The 15,738-nt window shown below is 35.1% G+C and carries 15 protein-coding genes; all 15 read right to left on the bottom strand.

Annotated features, from left to right (window positions below):
* Positions 1-127 precede the first annotated feature (127 nt).
* Complete coding sequence (gene rfbC / locus E2R67_RS08945) at positions 128-676, bottom strand: dTDP-4-dehydrorhamnose 3,5-epimerase (RefSeq protein ID WP_134290606.1); 549 nt, start codon at positions 674-676, stop codon at positions 128-130.
* On the bottom strand, positions 676-1,623 hold the full coding sequence (gene rfbA, locus E2R67_RS08940) for a glucose-1-phosphate thymidylyltransferase RfbA (RefSeq protein ID WP_134290605.1): 948 nt from the start codon (positions 1,621-1,623) through the stop codon (positions 676-678). Before rfbA ends, rfbC begins: the two co-directional genes overlap by 1 nt.
* A 68-nt stretch (positions 1,624-1,691) precedes the next feature.
* The gene (locus E2R67_RS08935) at positions 1,692-2,045 is read right to left on the bottom strand and encodes a four helix bundle protein (RefSeq protein ID WP_134290604.1); all 354 of its coding nucleotides are present in this window, start codon (positions 2,043-2,045) and stop codon (positions 1,692-1,694) included.
* Between the two features lie 158 nt (positions 2,046-2,203).
* Entirely contained in the window at positions 2,204-3,283 is a 1,080-nt protein-coding gene (gene rfbB, locus E2R67_RS08930; protein ID WP_134290603.1) for a dTDP-glucose 4,6-dehydratase, read from the bottom strand.
* 86 nt (positions 3,284-3,369) lie between these two features.
* Complete coding sequence (locus tag E2R67_RS08925) at positions 3,370-4,539, bottom strand: nucleotide sugar dehydrogenase (protein ID WP_134290602.1); 1,170 nt, start codon at positions 4,537-4,539, stop codon at positions 3,370-3,372.
* A gap of 88 nt (positions 4,540-4,627) precedes the next feature.
* Positions 4,628-5,587 (bottom strand): DHH family phosphoesterase, encoded by a 960-nt coding sequence (locus tag E2R67_RS08920; RefSeq protein ID WP_134290601.1) that lies wholly within the window; start codon positions 5,585-5,587, stop codon positions 4,628-4,630.
* Between the two features lie 118 nt (positions 5,588-5,705).
* Positions 5,706-7,079 (bottom strand): MBL fold metallo-hydrolase RNA specificity domain-containing protein, encoded by a 1,374-nt coding sequence (locus E2R67_RS08915; protein ID WP_134290600.1) that lies wholly within the window; start codon positions 7,077-7,079, stop codon positions 5,706-5,708.
* Between the two features lie 197 nt (positions 7,080-7,276).
* Positions 7,277-9,202 carry a polysaccharide biosynthesis protein gene (locus E2R67_RS08910; protein WP_134290599.1) on the bottom strand — a complete coding sequence of 642 codons (1,926 nt, stop codon included), beginning with the start codon at positions 9,200-9,202 and terminating at the stop codon, positions 7,277-7,279.
* Between the two features lie 205 nt (positions 9,203-9,407).
* Positions 9,408-9,968: a sugar transferase gene (locus E2R67_RS08905; protein WP_208379503.1), complete on the bottom strand. Its 561-nt coding sequence runs from the start codon at positions 9,966-9,968 to the stop codon at positions 9,408-9,410.
* A gap of 3 nt (positions 9,969-9,971) precedes the next feature.
* Positions 9,972-10,922: a UDP-glucose 4-epimerase family protein gene (locus E2R67_RS08900; protein WP_134290598.1), complete on the bottom strand. Its 951-nt coding sequence runs from the start codon at positions 10,920-10,922 to the stop codon at positions 9,972-9,974.
* A complete protein-coding gene (locus E2R67_RS08895; RefSeq protein ID WP_134290597.1) occupies positions 10,919-12,070 on the bottom strand; it encodes a glycosyltransferase family 4 protein in 1,152 nt (383 codons plus the stop codon). Before E2R67_RS08895 ends, E2R67_RS08900 begins: the two co-directional genes overlap by 4 nt.
* Positions 12,060-13,064, bottom strand: a complete 1,005-nt coding sequence (locus E2R67_RS08890) for an NAD-dependent epimerase (RefSeq protein ID WP_134290596.1) — start codon at positions 13,062-13,064, stop codon at positions 12,060-12,062. The genes E2R67_RS08895 and E2R67_RS08890 overlap by 11 nt, the downstream gene beginning before the upstream one ends.
* A 13-nt stretch (positions 13,065-13,077) precedes the next feature.
* Entirely contained in the window at positions 13,078-14,190 is a 1,113-nt protein-coding gene (locus E2R67_RS08885; protein WP_134290595.1) for a glycosyltransferase, read from the bottom strand.
* Between the two features lie 86 nt (positions 14,191-14,276).
* On the bottom strand, positions 14,277-15,296 hold the full coding sequence (locus tag E2R67_RS08880) for a glycosyltransferase family 2 protein (RefSeq protein WP_134290594.1): 1,020 nt from the start codon (positions 15,294-15,296) through the stop codon (positions 14,277-14,279).
* Complete coding sequence (locus tag E2R67_RS17005; protein WP_445177037.1) at positions 15,293-15,610, bottom strand: acyltransferase; 318 nt, start codon at positions 15,608-15,610, stop codon at positions 15,293-15,295. The genes E2R67_RS08880 and E2R67_RS17005 overlap by 4 nt, the downstream gene beginning before the upstream one ends.
* Positions 15,611-15,738 lie beyond the last annotated feature (128 nt).

The following is a 15,738-nucleotide window of genomic DNA, read 5'->3' as shown; positions in this document are numbered from 1 at the left end:
TATGGGTTATGAGCTATAAGTAATGAGTTATGAGTTATGGGTAATTTCCCACTACTCTTTACCGTTTACTCTTCGCCGTTTACCCATTCTCTTCACTCTTCACAGTTTACCCTTCACTACTACCTAATTATCTAAACTTAGGTGCATCTTGAAAAGAAAAACCTTTAGCATCTTTACCTGACAACTGAGGAGCCTCCCCATTAATTAACGGCCACTGAATAGCAAGAGAACTATCGTCCCAACGCACAGACACCTCTGATTCAGGATGATAATAATCAGTACATTTATAAACAAATTCAGCCGATTCACTCATAACATAAAAACCATGAGCAAAACCTTCTGGCACCCATAACTGACGCTTATTTTCGGCGGAAAGAACAACACCAACAGCTTGACCAAAAGTAGAAGAGGATTCTCGCATATCAACAGCAACGTCATAAACCTCGCCATCAGTAACACGTACTAATTTACCTTGAGTTTGCGCTCGTTGATAATGTAAACCACGTAAGATCCCTTTTGACGATTTGCTGTGATTATCTTGTACGAAAGGCTTCGCGCCGGTTACTTTCATGAACTCATCTGCACGAAAGGTTTCCATAAAAAAACCACGATCATCACCAAATACATTCACTTCGACAATTTTTACATCAGCTATCTCTGTATCGATAAACTTCATTAAATTATTCCGTTTGCAACATTAAATAAATACTGGCCATAACCCGTTTTTTTCAGGCGTTCTGCTTGTGTAAGAAGATCTTCTTTACTCAACCAACCTTGCGTATAAGCAATTTCTTCTAAGCAAGCGACTTTAAAGCCCTGTCGATGTTCGACTGTCTGCACAAATTGCCCAGCTTCTAGCAATGAATCATGAGTTCCAGTGTCGAGCCATGCGAAACCTCGACCAAGCAATTCAACATTTAAATCACCACGCTGCATATAAGCAATATTAACATCGGTAATTTCTAATTCCCCACGAAGTGAAGGTTTAATGCTTTTAGCAATATCGACAACGTCGTTATCATAAAAATACAAGCCAGTAACCGCATAATTTGATTTTGGCTTTTCAGGCTTCTCTTCAATACTCAACGCTTTACCATTTTTATCAAATTCAACCACCCCAAATCGTTCTGGATCGACAACATGATAACCAAATACTGAGGCTCCTTTTTTTACTTTCGCTGCAGCAAGTAATTTATCCGAAAAATGTTGTCCATAAAAAACATTATCGCCCAAAACTAAAGCGACATTATCGTCACCAATAAATTCTTCTCCAATGATAAACGCTTGCGCTAGACCATCAGGCGAAGGTTGCTCTGCGTATGAAACCGAAATACCAAATTGACTACCATCACCTAACATACGCTCAAAATTAGGCAGATCTTCGGGAGTCGATATAATTAGCACCTCTTTAATACCCGCTAACATCAAAACAGAAAGAGGATAAAAAATCATAGGCTTATCATATATTGGCAATAATTGCTTAGAAGTACCTAAGGTAATAGGGTGCAAACGACTACCAGAGCCACCAGCTAAAATAATACCTTTATATTTAGGTAAAGAGGCATGGGTAATGGGTGAGGAGCTTGGGCTCTCCGATGAAATTTCTATATTATTTATTGTCATTTTTTATCTTTTTTCCCGAATTTTAAACTGCAAATAGTGAAGAGTAATGAGAAATTACACATCGCCCATCACCTTGATACTTTTTTATGCAAACCAGTAATAAGGCGAGAGGCTTGATCAATACAATCAAACAACTCAGATGATTCAGGAGCAAAACCTAGATTCACTGCAATTAAATATTGAGTTTCAACTTCGCTTAAAGAACCACGAGCAATACTTAAAAAGTGAGCAAATTCCTTTGAGCCACTTCTTGCCGCACCCTCTGCAATATTAGAAGGTACTGATACTGCTGCTCTTCTAATCTGTGAAAGTAAGCCAAACTTTTCTTCACTCGGAAAACTATTCGACCATGAGTAAACAAGTTTAACCAAAGTCATGCTTACCTGCCAAGCCTGTAAATTATAATGTGGTCGTTCACTCATTGCTCAATCCTTTCTGTTATGAATAGTCATCGGTGAACGGTAATGAGTAAATGGTAAACTTACCCATAACCCATTACTCATAACTCATTACTCATAACTCATTACTCATTACTCATAACCCATTACTCATAACCCATTACTCATAACCCATTACTAAATCACTTGCCGCCAATACGTTGAAGTTGATATTCGCCACTTAATACTCTTCTCCACCAGTTTTCGTTATTCAAATACCATTCAACGGTTTTACGAATACCTGTATCAAAACTTTCTTCTGGTACCCAGCCTAACTCTTTTTCGATTTTAGAAGCATCAATAGCATAACGAACATCATGACCAGGACGATCTTTAACAAAAGTAATCAACTCACTGTAACTTTTCATTGAAGAAGTACTAAAAGCAGGATTTTCTGAAATAGGTTTTAAATCATCAAGAATGTTACAAAGAGTCTCAACCACTTCAATATTTTTCTTTTCGTTGTGTCCACCAATATTATAAGTTTCACCCACAATGCCTTCAGTGACCACTTTATATAAAGCGCGAGCATGATCTTCAACATAGAGCCAGTCTCTGATTTGGCTACCATCGCCATAAACAGGTAAAGATTTAGCGTCTAGCGCGTTTAAAATGACATGGGGGATCAATTTTTCAGGAAAATGATAAGGGCCATAATTGTTTGAACAATTAGTTACAACAACGGGCAAACCATAAGTACGATTCCATGCCCGCACAAGGTGATCACTAGAAGCTTTAGAAGCAGAATAGGGAGAACTAGGTGCGTAAGATGTTTCTTCAGTAAAAAGGTCGTGAGTCCCTTCCAAATCACCATAAACTTCATCAGTACTAATATGATGGAAACGAAAATTAGATTTTTTATTACCTTTAAGCTCCAACCAATATTGACGAGCAGCTTCTAACAAAGTAAATGTTCCCATAATATTCGTTTGCATAAACTCAGCGGGGCCATCTATGGAACGATCAACATGAGATTCAGCCGCTAAATGCATAACCGCAGTTGGTTGATATTTTTCAAAAGTTTCCTTCATCACCTGCGCATCACAAATATTAGCTTGCACAAAATGATAACGCTCATGATCTGAAATAGATGCAACAGACTCTACGTTCCCCGCATAAGTTAAACAATCAACATTAATAACTGAATCTTTAGTATTTTCTATAATATGGCGTACAACGGCACTACCAATAAACCCAGCACCGCCAGTAATTAAAATCATAATAAAACCTTACAATAAAAATGTATTAAAATAGAACTTTATATCAGCATGCGCTTCAGAATTAATTCTATTAAATAACAAATAGAGAACTAATCACTCCCAAAAAGATCACGCGTATAAACTTTGTCAGCGACATCTTTAATTTCATCAACCATACGATTAGACACAATAACATCACAGGATTGCTTGAATTCATCCAAAGATGAAATAACTTTAGAATTAAAGAAAGTCGGCTCTTTAAGCTCAGGTTCATAAACCACGACTTCAATACCTTTTGCTTTAATACGTTTCATAATCCCTTGAATACTTGACGCCCTAAAGTTGTCAGATCCAGACTTCATAATCAGCCTATAAATACCAACTACCTTGGGATTTCTCGCTAAAATAGAGTCAGCAATAAAGTCTTTACGTGTTGTATTGGCATCAACAATAGCGCCAATAATGTTGTTTGGTACATTAGCGTAGTTAGCTCTCAATTGCTTAGTGTCTTTAGGCAAACAATATCCGCCGTAACCAAAAGAAGGGTTGTTATAGTGAGAGCCAATGCGTGGATCTAAGCCAACACCTTCAATGATTTGACGAGAATTTAAATTGTGTGCTTCTGCATAACTATCTAATTCATTAAAATAAGCAACACGTAACGCAAGGTAAGTATTAGAGAACAACTTAACCGCTTCAGCTTCCGTTGAATCAGTAAAAAGTACATCAATATCTTCTTTTAACGCTCCTTCTACTAATAAACTAGCAAATACCTTCGCGCGCTCTGATTGTTCACCTACGATAATTCGTGAAGGATATAAATTGTCGTGCAACGCTTTTCCTTCACGTAAAAATTCAGGAGAGAATATAATATTCTCGCAACCAAACTCTTTTTTAATGCTTTCGGTATAACCGACAGGGACAGTTGATTTAATCACCATCACAGCTTTAGGATTAATTTGCATTACATCTTTAATCACCGACTCAACGGATGAAGTATTGAAGTAATTTGTTTCAGAGTCATAGTCAGTGGGAGTAGCAATGATCACAAACTCAGCACCTTTATAAGCGAGTTCTTTATCTAAAGTCGCATTGAAATTTAACGCTTTATTTGCTAAAAAATCTTCAATTTCAGCATCCGCAATAGGAGATTTTTTCTGATTCAATAACTGTATTTTTTCAGCGACAAGGTCAACCGCGACCACTTCATTATGTTGTGCGAGTAAAACTGAATTAGATAATCCAACATACCCTGTTCCTGCAACGGCTATTTTTTTCATTTTAATATCTCATCATGGCAATGTAAGTGATCCAAATATTATACGCTGACTTTCTTACTTAAGAATAGCAAAGTCATTATTTTATTTATTAATCATGATAATAGGCTTCGACAACATCAATAAACGGCTGTAATAAAGTAGTAGGCAAATGGTTAACTCCAGCAGCTGCTGCTCTTCCACCACCCGTTTCAAATTGACTACAAAGTTCACCAGCGCCTTGCTTGTTATTCAAGGGTGCACGCAAAGAAACTAAATAACCACCCTGTGTATTTTTAGTTAAAACTGTAAATGCACTATTTGGCTCTTGGTTTGCTAATAAATTGCCATAGACCCCACTGATACGACGAGACCACTTTTCATCAGGTAATTCAAAAACTTTAAGTAAATCACTTTGGTGTAACGCAGGAATTGCTAACGCTTTTTCTAGATCTTCTTGATAAGCCGTTTGTAATTGATAAAAAGGCGACAACTTATCTTCAAAAACATCAAATGGACTCGCATAAGCTAATAAAGCCTGATACAAATCAGCCGGGTCAAAATGTAAATCAGCAACATTCGCCCCATAGCCATTGTAATTAATTAATGTACCTAACTCTTTTAATAACACAGATTGTTCTTTTGTATGGCCGGCAGCAGCAGATAAGGCATCGGCTTTAGCAATTAAATTATCACCATAAGCCGCACAAATAGCCCAATCGTGAAATTCTCCTTTTAAATGCTTATCAACAATTAACGCAGTACAGGTATTAGCATCTAAATCAATTAAGGCCGTTAAATTTTTATGTTGAGGAATATCTCCAGCTCGATGGTGATCGGCATAAAATACAGTCGCACCGCTATTAAGAGAGCTCAATAATGCCTCGATATTTTTTTCCATAGAAATATCTAACACGGTCACGCTATCTTCAGCATTAACTGAAATAGTCTGTAATAATTGAATATTACGTTTTACCCCTGTCACAAGCGTAGAGGTTAGAGGAGAAGATAAACGCAATTGTAGTAATGAAATAATGCCATCAGCATCGCCATTGAAAATATCGTAATGCATAAAAACCTTTATAATTCGAGCCAAGAGCAAAAAATAGATTAACAAATAAAAATGTAGTAGAAACAATCTTTTAATTGTACCCCACCATCAAACCAAAATCTAAGAAAGTAAGAAACCGTTAACAAGGAATATCAACATTTAGACCTTGCTGCTGTAATTTATTGGCTAATGCTTGTTTTGCTTGCTCATCGCCATGCACAATAATCACTTTCTCGGGTTGATAGCGAATACGTTTAATAAAATTAAGTAAATTAGCTTGATCAGCATGTGCCGAGTAACCTGAAATCGTATGTATACCGGCTTTGATTGTTAACTTATCCCCATCAATAATAGCATAACCACCGTGTGGTCCATAATGTTGAATCTGTTGCCCTAAGGTCCCCTTCGCTTGATAACCAACAAATAACACATCAGCTTTTGGGTCATCAATAAACCGCTTTAAATAATTAACAACACGACCGCCAGTACACATGCCACTAGCGGCAATCACAATTGCGGGTTTGTCTCGCTTAGCAAGATAATCTATCACCTGAAGGTGCTCTTGGTGCGTATCAACCGTATACAAGCTTTCAAAATCTAAAGGATGACGTCCTTGTTTTAATCGCCCTTTAGCTTCCGCATCCCAGAGTTTTTGAAATGCTTCATAATATTCAGTGAACTTGGCTGCCATAGGCGAATCAACAATCACTTCGATATCGGCTAATTTTTTGAATTTAGCATGGGAAATAATTTGCTCAAGCTCGTAAAGCAACTCTTGTGTACGCCCAATACTAAAAGCGGGAATAATAACAACACCATTGTCAGAGATAGCTTTAATGAGTACCTTTTCTAACCGTTTACTACGTTCACGCCGCCCTTCATGATTCTTATCACCATAAGTACTTTCAATCACAACCACATCGGCTTTATAAGGGCTTTTAGGGGAAGCAAGCAAAGGAGAATAAGTTGCACCAAGATCGCCTGAAAATACAACTCGCTTTGCTTTCGCTGAAACAGTTTTAATATCCACTTCTATATAAGCAGATCCTAGAATATGACCTGCAGGCTGAAACTTTACTTTTGTCGAAAAAGGACCATGTAAAGGAATGCTTAACCATTGTTTATAAGGTACCGCGATAAGTTGTTCTTTTAGTCTAGATAAACAAGCTTTAATAATAGATTGGTTACGTGTCACACCCACTTTCAAAGCATCTTCAATGACCATAGGCAACAAAGCAGCAGTCGCTTCCGTAGCAATGATAGGCCCTTTAAATCCAACGGCTAATAAATAAGGAATTCGACCAACATGATCAATATGACAATGCGTCACCAACAAAGCCTTAACAGTCGTGATATCAAATTCGATAGATAACACATCATTTTCATTATGCTCAGTGATATCAGCACCTTGAAACAACCCGCAATCAACCAATAAACTATTATGTTCATCAATCACCAACTGATGGCAAGATCCAGTAACTCCATTAACAGCGCCATGATGAAGTATTTCCATAACGACCTCCGAAAATTTAATCTTATATTAACAGTAGCTAAGAATAATAACGGCGAGATTCTAAATCAGAAAAGTTTAATTATTCAATTAAATAGCAAAAATTCAATTTAGTTATGACTTGAATTCAAGAGTGATATAAAAAGAAATTTTCCCAGAAAATAATAAAATCACCGAATAGATCTTAAATAAATATTCATCTAAATTTTTATTTTTAAAGCATCAATCTTTTCATTCCAGACTAAATCTCCAATACCATCAGTTGGGTTAAAACCAGTAGGTGTTGATAATAAAATATCGCGAATTAAATCATGTTCAAAATTACTACAAACACCATCCAGTTTTGCTAGTATTTCCTCATATTCTTTTAAAGGCAAAAATGATTCATTGGCAGTCATTATTCTACCATGTGCGGTTTGACTAACACTTTCCCCAATTAATAACTCTTCATATAGTTTTTCACCTGGACGTAAGCCAGTAAATTGAATTTCAATATCACCAAGAGGATTTTCTTCACTTTTAATTTCGAGCCCAGATAATTTAATTAAATTTTCAGCTAAATCAGTGATTTTAACAGGTTCCCCCATATCTAATACAAACACATCCCCGCCCTTCCCCATTGCACCTGCTTGGATAACAAGTTGTGCTGCTTCCGGGATTGTCATAAAAAAGCGAGTAATATCAGGATGAGTGATAGTTAAAGGACCGCCACTTTGAATTTGTTTTTTAAACAATGGGATAACTGAGCCAGATGAACCTAGGACATTACCAAAGCGAACCATACAAAAACGAGTACCTTGTGGCTTCAAAGCTTCTTCTGCCGCAAGTGCTTGCAGGCCTAACTCAGCAAGGCGCTTTGTTGTCCCCATAACATTGGTTGGACGAACGGCTTTGTCTGTCGAAATTAAAACAAAAGATTCAACATGACTAGCAATAGCGGCTTTTGCAGTATGGTAAGTACCAAATACATTATTACAAATACCTTCTGCTGCATTAAACTCAACTAAAGGCACATGTTTATAAGCTGCAGCATGGTAAACAGTGTTCACTTTAAACGTAGTCATCACTGTTGTTAAGCGCTTAACATTTTGTGCGCAACCTAACAAAGGAACTATTTTTACTTTTACAGACAGCTTTGTATTAATCTCTGCTAACTCTTTGTCTATTTTATACAAAGCAAACTCTGAACGTTCAAATAAAATGATAGTGGTAGGTTGTTCTTGTATAATTTGGCGACATAATTCAGAACCTATTGACCCGCCAGCGCCAGTTACCATAACGACTTTATTTTTTATATTTGCTTCAAGTAATACCTGTTGTGGAGAAACAGGATCTCTCCCTAATAAATCTTCAATAGCAACATCTTCTAGCTGATCGATATTGGCCTTTCCTGACACAATATCTTCCATAGAGGGGACACTTAGAACCTCTACACGAAAATGGACCAATGAATTAATAATCTCTTTACGACGAGATCGTGACGCGCTAGGCACAGCTAAAAATATTTTCTTTATATTATGCTTTGCTATTAAAGCATCGATTTCTGTTAAATCTCGAACCGTAAGGCCTTGAATAATTGTACCAATCAAAGTCGTATCAGTATCAATGAAAGCCGCGGTTCGGTATTCTTCTGAAGATTTTAAAGACTGAGCTAATTGACGACCTGCACTTCCAGCGCCATATATCAAAATGCACTCTTGTCCTTTTTTATTTCCTTGAGCAACCAAAGTACGAACAATTAAACGAGACCCACCACAAAGTAGAGATAAGAAAGCAAAGTAAATAATAGGAACAGTTCGAGGAATTCCAGCTTGTAAATAAAAAGAACAAAAAGACAAAATAACAGCAGAGCATAACGCTCCAACCAAGATAACAAATAAAGCATGAAAAGTAAGATAACGTAAAATTGCACGGTACAAACCTAACCGCACAAAAATAAATAAGGTAAGTACCAGTGTCCCAATCAAAGCATAAGTATTCTCAACATCCATAAATCCAATAAATTCACCTAATCGAACCCAAAAAGAAAAATAAAAGGCAATACAAATGAATAAAGAATCAATGAATAAACTGATGAGGCGTTTATGAGAACGAGATAATTGACAGACTTTATTAATATATTTCATATTTTATAATCACAACTAAACAGGAGATAAGAAATTGAGCATAAACTTCAGTAAAAGTAACATAAAAAAGATATTAAAAATCAATTACATTATAGATCGTTTTCACATAAAAGCAGAATGAGGTTTAAATAAAAAACAAAGAAATTGCTAACCCAATAAATAGAAAAGCTTATATTGCAACCAGATTTATTACTTTAAAAGTCATTTATTTAATTGCATCACCAGTGCCACTTCCAGTTACAGTTAAAAAAATGTACCTAAAATATAATTGAACAGTTAAAGATTCGATCATTTCTTGATCTTTTTTAGCCAACAACTCTGGTGTCGACATATCAATGTTATTCACTTGCGCTAGCCCTGTTATGCCCGGAAGTACATTATAGACTCCACGCTCCGAACGCTCAGTAATGAGTTCATCTTGATTAAACAAGTTAGGACGAGGTCCAACAAAACTCATTTCACCTTTTAACACATTAATTAACTGAGGTAACTCATCGAGTTTAGACTTTCGTAAAAATGATCCTAACTTAGTAATAGAGGTAGTACTAGCTAAATGGCTCGCAACAGACTGTGTATCAACAGACATGGTACGGAATTTAATAAGCTTAAATGGTTTTTTATTTTTACCTACTCGTTCTTGAATGAAAATAGGAGAGCCAGTATCAAAATAGCCAATCAAAGTAACAATTAAGAGAATTGGAAAAGTAACAAGTAAGCCGAAGAAGGCCATTAAAAAATCGAAAAAACGGATAATAAAATGAGTCATATGTTAAAAATCACCATTAGATTGAATAAAAGCATCTGCTGTTTTCTTCATGCACTCAGCTGCGCTGTAGGGAGGTTTCCAGTTTAACAACTCTTTAGTTTTAGAAATATCTAACTGTAAAGAACCACATAATCGAACAGATATAGCAGGTTTAGCAATCAATTTAGCAGCGAGAACAAACCAAGAGGGAGCGATAGATATCAATTTACTTTTAACATTCAATGCTAAAGCCATATTTTGCAATAAATCCGTTGTCGATAAGTCTTGATCATCCGACACTAAAAAAGTGTGATTAGCTGCTTTAGGGTGATCAATACAAGTAATAATCAAATCGACTAAATTATCGACGCTAACTAAACTACGTAAGTTATTTTTAATACCGCCTAATGGCAAAGGAATACCTTTATGAACCCACTTCATCATAGAGGCAAAATTAGCTTTAACACCAGGACCATATACCAAGGGAGGACGGATAATAACAACCTCCATCCCAGTTTCTGTTGCAATTTTTCTTAATCCAACTTCAGCTTCATATTTACTTAAAGCATAAGGATCCGCTGGCATAAACTTATCATCAGGTTTAAAAGGAAAACCTAATTCACTAGATTCACCATTAACCTTGATTGAACTGATAAAAATAAAACGTTTAACGCCTGTCTCAGCGGCTTGTTGAGCAAGATTTAATGTGCCATAAGTATTAACATTTCGAAATGCTTCTAGAGGAGAACTTACTGCATCGTTCATAACATGTACTCGAGCAGCACAGTGAATTACAACTTCCACATCTATTAACGCATCTTGATAAACAGATTGTTTATCAATAACGCCATAGTAATAATTTAAATTTTCTGATTCTAACGGTTTTCGGCTTAAAACCTTAAGATTATTTGAAGGAACTTTATTTATTAACGCCTGACCTAAAAAACCAGTTACGCCTGTAATTAATATACTCATATTGAACTAATAACCTGCATCTGTTGAGAGTATAAATTTAAATGTTTCTCTACCACATATTTTACATCAAACTCTTCTTCGGCATATAAGCGGGCTTTCTCTCCCATAGATAATCTCATAGCAGGTTCTGAAATCAATTCCAAAAACGCTTCAGCTAAACTTTTAGCATTTTTTATAGGTACTAATTTACCTGTTATATCAGGAATAACAGAATCACGACAACCAGGATTATCTGTTGTAACAATTGGACGTCCACAAGCCGCAGCTTCAATTAATACTTTAGGAACACCCTCACCATAATATGATGGCATAGTAATAATATGAGATTCTCTAAAACATTTAGGAATATCATCACAATGTCCTAGCAAAGTAACAACGCCTTCATCACTCCAAGCATTTAATTCAGTTTGAGAAACACTATTAGGATTAGCTAAATCAGGAGTGCCTGCAAGAAGAAACTCTACATTATCAACATTTTGAAGAACGACTTTAGCAGCCTCAATAAATTCATAAACCCCTTTTTCTTTAAGTAACCGACAAGCCATAACAATTTTAATAGGCCCAGTCTCTGGCTCTTTACAATATAGATAAGTATCAAGATCTGCACCAGATCCTTTGATTAGTACTTTCTCATGGTAAGATAAATTGGTTACTAAAGATAAAATATTTTCATCATTAGTATTCTGAAAAATAGCAACCTTACGCTTGTGGAGAAAAGCTAATTTATAAAAGAATGATACAAAATATTTGGTTAATTTAGCACGAAAACTATTAGCAGAAAAAACATAGCCAAGGCCTGAAATGGCGGCTACAAAACTAGGCTTAACACGTAAAGAATGTAAAACTAAACCAGAATAAAGTACAGGTTGTATTGTAACTGCATGCACAATATCGGGAGTAATATCTTTAAACAATTTTCTTAAAATAAATAATGATTTGATTTCATTAATTAACGCTCCACCACTTCGAGAGAAGTTGATATCATGAACATTAATCCCATAATCTATAAGTGTATCTAGCTTCCCCGTATCTTTGCATATTAGATGAACTTCATATCCGCTTTTAATCGCAGCTAAGGCAATTGGCAGTCGATGAGAAATAAAAAACCAATCAACATTAACGACAAAAGCGATTTTCTTACAATTCATAAAAGTCTCGATACCAATCCACTAATTTAGCAACACCTTCAGCCACACTTACTTCTGGCTTATAACCAGTTATTGCAAAAAGATCTTGAGTGTCTGCATACGTTTGATACACATCACCAGCCTGCATACCCCGAAAATTTTTCTTAGCTTCAACTCCTAATTCATCTTCAATTGAGCTGATAAACTTCATTAAGTTAATTGGACTGCCATGCCCGACATTATAAATCTGGTAAGGTGCAGAGCTTGTTGCAGGAGTACCAGTTTCAACAGTCCATTTATCATTTCTAGTAGGCACTATATCAACAACCCGAATAACCCCTTCAACGATGTCATCAATGTATGTAAAGTCTCTCCACATATCTCCGTTATTGTTAATATCAATTGTGTCTCCCTCTAATATTTTTTTAGTAAAAATATAAGGCGCCATATCAGGACGCCCCCAAGGACCGTAAACAGTAAAAAAACGCAGTCCAGTGGTAGGGATATCATAAAGATGAGAATAAGAATGAGCCATTAATTCATTTGATTTTTTAGTTGCTGCATAGAGTGATACAGGATGGTCAACAGAATCTGAGGTTGAAAATGGCACTTTAGCATTCAAGCCATAAACTGAACTAGAAGAGGCATAAACTAGATGTTTCACTTGCGTATGTCGACATCCTTCAAGAATATTCAGGTGCCCAACTAAATTGGAGTCGGCATAAGCCATAGGATTTTCAATTGAATAACGAACCCCTGCTTGTGCAGCTAAATGAATAACACGATCGAATTGGTGCTCTATAAATAATGCAGCCATTAACTCACGATCTGACAAATCAACTTTAATAAATATAAACAAGTCATGTTCAGCACGCTTCAAGCGCGCTTCTTTTAGATTTACATCATAATAATTATTGATATTATCGATACCAACGACCTGATGCCCTTGTTCGCAAAGTCTTTCAACGACACATGAACCAATAAACCCAGCGGCACCTGTAACTAGATATTTCATTTTAATCCTAAAGCTAGTATAAATTGAGTAATATATTTTTGTATTTTTTTAATATAATGGGCAATGAAAAATCATTTTTCCTCAATTTAGATTGTTGATGCATTTTAATTTTCAAATCAGAATCACTTAAGAGAGCTCTGATGCTATCCACTAATGAATTGACATCCCCAATAGGAAATAAAATACCGCAATTTTTACTAATAATTTCAGATGGCCCACCACATGCACTACTTATAACAGCAGTATCACAAATAAATGCTTCCACTATAGTATTACCAAAGCTTTCACTCTCAGACGTTGACACGAGTATGTCTGCTCGTGCAATATATTTATATGGGTTACTAACCCACCCTAAAAAATGAACCCTAGAAATAATTTTTAGTTGTATAGCAAGTCGCTGTAAAGCTTCTCTTTCAGGACCACATCCTACAAATAAAACTTCGACATTCTCATCTAAATACACAAGAGCATACAGTAAATCAGAATGACGCTTTATTTTTATTAATCGTCCAACATTAATAATGTATTTTTTATTTAAATTAAAATTAAACTCAACAATATCCTCTTGAGCCAACGCTTTAATTTTGGTTATATCGAACGGATTATATATAACAACACTTCTATTCTTAAACATAAAAAGGTTTTCCATATCTTGCTTCACTACATTAGAAACCGATATGATTAAATCTGCAAACGAATATAATAGTTTTATCAAGATGAGATTTACTTTTCCGGCAATCCCCTCATACTTTAAGCGACTTATTATACTATGATTTACGACCTGCACGACATGAGAGCTTTTAAACAAACACTTCGCAGTAAGGTTTACATAACAAGAACGGAACAAATGACTTTGTACCAACTCAATATTATTTAATTTTATATGCTTTTTTAAGCGAAAAGCCAAAAGAATAGTCATAAGAAGACTCTTTATTCTATTTCTTTTTAATGTAGAGTTAGATAGGTACGTGACTTTAATATTAGGATGCACTTTATGAAAATTGTCTTTTTCAATGCAAATTAGCTCAACACTTACCCCTTCAGTATATAAAGATTCGATCAGCTCGACAACGATCTTCTCTGCCCCCCCATTACTAAGAGAGTTTATTAAAAGTGCAACTTTCACTAGATTACCTGTTCAATATCAAAAATAAACAAGTTTTAATAAAACTAGTCTTTGATATATTAAAACCATTAAAATACAGCAAAAATTCACTCATTAAATATCAATCCTTTTAGATAATTAAAAACACCGATGTAAAAAAAACGAAACTTCAAGCCATTGATAATATTAAGATTATTACGTTTGCACTCAAAATAAATTGCAACAATAAATTTTTTACTTAATACTTTAATCAAAAATTTATCAGAAAAAACACATGTTTTACGATTATGTTCCAATATAGTAAGAAAATAAACATTCAATTTATCAATATCAACTTTATTATCTCTTAATCTAGAGTTAGACGCACAGATATAGTGTAATTTATTTTCTGATTCAATATTCTTCATACCAAGTTCCAGAAGAACATTAGTAAATATACTTTTTATTAATTTGTATCTTAGGTCAGGTTGAAAATTAGAAGAACTATGAGTAATGCTACTAACACTTTCTCGATATTTTAATAATACTTTTTGTACATTGCCCATTTTCGTATAGTGAGATAAACGCCACCAAAACTCATAGTCTTGAGAATTAAAATAATCTATGTGGTATCTTAACTTGTAACTATTTAAGACTTCTTTTCTAAACATAACAGTAGGATGAATAAAACAAACTGAAAATAAAAGCTTCGGTAATAAAGCATCATGCGATGATGGATGCTTTAACGTACTATTACCATTTTTATATTCACCAAAAACTTCAGCCCAAGTACCACACACACCTATTTCAGGGTTTGCTTCCATATAAAGCACTTGTTCTGATAATCTCTCTTTAAATGAAATATCATCAGCATCCATTCGAGCAATATACTCGCCTTTGGCTAGGTCTAGCCCTTCATTCAAAGAAAAGGGCAACCCACGATTCCTACGACTAACCAATTTAATTCTTTCATCTATGGCTGAAAAACCTTTGATAATATTTAAGCTATCATCAATTGAGCCATCGTTTATAATAATAAATTCAATATTTTGATAACTTTGGTCAAGTATGCTCTCAATCGCTTCTTTTAAGTATTTTTCTGCATTAAATACTGACATAACGACTGACACTAAAGGTACAGAGCTCATAATATAAGCTCCCTTAATACTTTTGCAGGATTTCCCGCTACTATTACATTCCCTTGAATATTTTTAGTAACGACGCTCCCCGCGCCAACAATAACATTATCAGCAATATTTACACCAGCAAGAATAATTGCACCAGCGCCAATTTGAACATTATTTCCAATTATAATTTCTTTATCTATATGCTTATTCTCAACTAAAAATGATGACGTACAAAGACCAGTTGAAATTATCATTGCTCCTGCGGAAATTGTAGTATTATTACCTATTTTCAATCCACCTTTGCCATTTAAATAAACACCGTCATTGATTGACACATTATCCCCCACTTGTATAAATTGGGGATTTTTAAGATAAAACGCTCCCCACAATTTAAAATTGGAGCCGCAGCTTTGTAAAAGCATAGAATAATAAATTCTATTAAGACTTAATAGTTTACGTTTAA

Source organism: Psychromonas algicola (genome assembly GCF_004378355.1).
Taxonomy (GTDB): domain Bacteria; phylum Pseudomonadota; class Gammaproteobacteria; order Enterobacterales; family Psychromonadaceae; genus Psychromonas.
This window is presented reverse-complemented; position numbering and strand designations above follow the sequence as displayed.

Bases quoted from the DNA above. Each gene is read 5' to 3' on its own strand.
- E2R67_RS08920 (WP_134290601.1), bottom strand. From the start codon at position 5,587: ATGCATTACGATATTTTCAATGGCGATGCTGATGGCATTATTTCATTA.
- E2R67_RS08905 (WP_208379503.1), bottom strand. From the start codon at position 9,968: ATGACTCATTTTATTATCCGTTTTTTCGATTTTTTAATGGCCTTCTTC.
- E2R67_RS08925 (WP_134290602.1), bottom strand. From the start codon at position 4,539: ATGAAAAAAATAGCCGTTGCAGGAACAGGGTATGTTGGATTATCTAAT.
- rfbC (WP_134290606.1), bottom strand. From the start codon at position 676: ATGAAGTTTATCGATACAGAGATAGCTGATGTAAAAATTGTCGAAGTG.
- E2R67_RS08880 (WP_134290594.1), bottom strand. From the start codon at position 15,296: ATGAGCTCTGTACCTTTAGTGTCAGTCGTTATGTCAGTATTTAATGCA.
- E2R67_RS08935 (WP_134290604.1), bottom strand. From the start codon at position 2,045: ATGAGTGAACGACCACATTATAATTTACAGGCTTGGCAGGTAAGCATG.
- E2R67_RS08900 (WP_134290598.1), bottom strand. From the start codon at position 10,922: ATGAGTATATTAATTACAGGCGTAACTGGTTTTTTAGGTCAGGCGTTA.
- rfbA (WP_134290605.1), bottom strand. From the start codon at position 1,623: ATGACAATAAATAATATAGAAATTTCATCGGAGAGCCCAAGCTCCTCA.
- E2R67_RS08895 (WP_134290597.1), bottom strand. From the start codon at position 12,070: ATGAATTGTAAGAAAATCGCTTTTGTCGTTAATGTTGATTGGTTTTTT.
- E2R67_RS08910 (WP_134290599.1), bottom strand. From the start codon at position 9,202: ATGAAATATATTAATAAAGTCTGTCAATTATCTCGTTCTCATAAACGC.
- E2R67_RS08890 (WP_134290596.1), bottom strand. From the start codon at position 13,064: ATGAAATATCTAGTTACAGGTGCCGCTGGGTTTATTGGTTCATGTGTC.
- E2R67_RS08915 (WP_134290600.1), bottom strand. From the start codon at position 7,079: ATGGAAATACTTCATCATGGCGCTGTTAATGGAGTTACTGGATCTTGC.